The 2,764-nt window shown below is 58.0% G+C and carries 4 protein-coding genes; all 4 read right to left on the bottom strand.

Annotated features, from left to right (window positions below):
• Positions 1 to 44: 44 nt before the first annotated feature.
• Complete coding sequence (locus NW835_RS05130) at positions 45 to 902, bottom strand: phycobilisome rod-core linker polypeptide (protein ID WP_414363905.1); 858 nt, start codon at positions 900 to 902, stop codon at positions 45 to 47.
• A 274-nt stretch (positions 903 to 1,176) separates the two neighbouring features.
• Positions 1,177 to 1,659, bottom strand: a complete 483-nt coding sequence (locus tag NW835_RS05125; RefSeq protein ID WP_011430856.1) for a phycocyanin subunit alpha — start codon at positions 1,657 to 1,659, stop codon at positions 1,177 to 1,179.
• Positions 1,660 to 1,853: 194 nt separating this feature from the next.
• Positions 1,854 to 2,372 (bottom strand): phycocyanin subunit beta, encoded by a 519-nt coding sequence (locus NW835_RS05120; protein ID WP_414363904.1) that lies wholly within the window; start codon positions 2,370 to 2,372, stop codon positions 1,854 to 1,856.
• A 212-nt stretch (positions 2,373 to 2,584) separates the two neighbouring features.
• A partial coding sequence (locus NW835_RS05115; RefSeq protein WP_414414693.1) for a hypothetical protein occupies positions 2,585 to 2,764 on the bottom strand: 180 nt, incomplete at its 5' end.

Genomic DNA, 2,764 nt, shown 5'->3' with positions numbered 1-2,764 from the left:
AGCCGTGGTCATAGCATCAACAGGCCAGAGCGCCTCCAGAGGCCTCAAGCGCTGCGGACGCTGACGATCTTGGCGCCCGACTTGAGCAGCCGCTGCATCGTCGCCGAGAGCTGATCGGCAGAAACGAAGATCTGCTGGTTGGATTTGCGCACCCGGCTGGAGGTGGCCAGGGCCGAGGGCGGGTTAAGCAGCCGCGTCACCTCAATACAGAACATGCGGTCGGACTGGCCCGTTGGCGGCCCCAAGTGTTTGGTAATGGGGCTGGGGGGCAGCAGCCCCCGCACCCCGATGCGGCGGATGGCCGGAGTAAAGCCGGTGGCCAGGGGCATCATCAAGCGCGGCCTGCGCCCCTGGGAACGGTCGTTGTTGGCGTAGCCTCCGTAGAGGGCAAAGAGGTTGGTGAAGTCGCGGGTGGTATGAGCCTTGCGGTATTCAAACCCGCGCGGATAGGGGACGATGTTGTCGCCAAACGCTTCCAGGTATTCTGGGCTATCGATATAGGAGTCGATCTCCGCGCTGTGGCCCCCCGTGTGGTAAATGTCCAGGTGTCGGGCAATATCCTTGGGGCTGGTGGGAGCCCGCCCCAGCAGGTGCTTGAAGTTGAGCTCGATGGCGCGGGTCTGGGAGTTAGGGTACAAAAACCGCCTCTTATAGGCTTCGGACTTGGCGATTAAGCGCACAAACTCCCGCACCGTCAGGCTACCTTGGCGTAGCAACGATTCTGCACTGGCCAGCTCCTTCCTGTCTGCCCCAAACAGGTGATCGTTGCCCAGCACCTGGCGATAGATGGCCCGCAGGATCGCATTGAGCTGATCCTGGCTGGCATTAGGGCGCAATTCCAAGGGAGTCGTCTCTGTAATGCCCCGGATCCCCATTCGGCTTGCCGCTGTGATTCCACTCATGCTAATTCCTCATGATGAAACTGGCTGGATTAACTTTGAAAAAAGCTTGAAAAGGCTGCTTTGGCTCACCTCTCAACTCAACAACCCTCAGCAGCACAAATATGGGGTTGAAGCAAGAGCAACAGTGGCGCTTTCCCCTCTGGGAGAGAGATCCTTAGACCCAACCGGCCAAAGGGATCCCTTTCTCGCCACCGTTGCCCCTGATAACCTTTTTTCGCCATCCCCCTCAAGCGCCGGGCTGGCCACCTTTTTGGGGGATCCCAAGCTGCAGAACCTAGCTGAGCGCGTTGATGGCGTAGTCGATGTAGGTGTTGGCTTCGGTGGCCGCTTGCCCTGTCAGGCCATGGTTGGCTTTGATGTAGCGTAGCGCTTCGATAAACCAACTGGGGGAGAGTTCAAAAGCGGCGTTGATCTCGCGGATCCCGGCCAACTGGTACTCATCCAGCGGGCCAGTGCCACCGGCTACCAAGCAGTAGGTGATGTAGCGCAGGTAGTGGCGCACGTCACGGGCGCACTTGTCTTTGCCCGCTTGGGTGTGGCATTGTCCGCCGGGCTGAGTGGTATAGGGGAACTTGGCATAGACGGCCTCGGTGGCGCCGCGCACCAGCTCTTCGGCACGGCTGCTCAGGACTCGGGCAGCTTCCATGCTGGCGGCAGCCCGCTGAAAACGGCCGTTGATGGCCTGCAACTCGCTGTTGCTCAGATAGCGCCCCTGGCTATCGGCGGTGGCAATTGCATCGACAATAGGGGTTTGCATGATTCAAAACGCTCCTTTACTTAAGCTCAACGCAAAAATCAGGGCAACCAACACTGCAAAAGAGGCTCAGTTGCAAAATGACTGCAAAAAAGGTCGTTTTTTCAGGGATCCCAGGCCAACCCGAGTTGAACTCCGCGGCGGCCTTCACCAGAGGATCCGGGTGTTTCAGATGAAGCAATGGAGATTCCGGCCTATCAGACCACCGCAGCAGCAGCGCGATCGAAGTAAGACTCGATTTCGGCAATCAAAGCGCTGCAATCACCCCGGGTGATGCCGTTGGGATCGTTCACCACCGCCACCGCAGCTTTTTTCATTTTTTGAATGCCGTTGGCCACAGAGCTACCAGGGGTGCCCAGCGCCTGATAGGTTTCCCGCAAGCCGTTCAAGCAGCGCTCGTCCAGCACGCTGGGGTCAGCGGCTGCCACAGCATAGGTGATGTAGCGGAGAATGATATCCATATCCCGCATACAGGCGGCCACATTGCGGCTGGGGTAGGCAGGGCCGCCGGGAGCGTTCAAATTGGGCTCCTCGGCAAACAACTGACGGATGGCATCGGTCACGATTTTAGAAGCGTTGCTGGTGAGGCGGTTCACGGCATCCAAGCGCTTGTTCCCCTCGGCAATCACCTGCTGCAGAGCCGCAAACTCGTTTTCTCCCAAGAAAGCACCTTTGGAGTCAGCTTGCGCAACAACTTTGCCAAATACATCGTTCATGGCTTTAAATCTCCTAGCGAAAGCAAAAGAGGTTATGAATCAGCACTCCCTGCTGCGGAAGTGAGAGCTCCCGCCAGCCAGGAAGGCAGCAATGCCCCGATCCCCGATGCCGACCGGCGCTGTTGGCACAGCTCTTTGTCCCAACAGACCTGCCGACGGGATCAAAGCCCGTAGAAACAAGATGGGCAAGCTAATCCCCGACCCACCTCCAGTCAAACGGCTCCACAGGCGAAGCCGCTTGCCAACACATGCTGAGGGATCCCGCTTGTAAAGATCCTCCCCTGCTGACAACCTGAACTGGACAGATGAGGAAAAGCTGGCTCGCCTTGTTTCCAGTCTTTTTCTATCGCGAGGACGGGAAGCGATTGAATCAAAAAATGTAAAGGGGCTTT

This window comes from Synechococcus sp. OH2 (genome assembly GCF_047462155.1).
Taxonomy (GTDB): Bacteria; Cyanobacteriota; Cyanobacteriia; order Thermostichales; family Thermostichaceae; genus Thermostichus.
The sequence above is the reverse complement of the archived record's forward strand: the minus strand, read 5'-3'. Positions and strand labels throughout refer to the sequence as shown.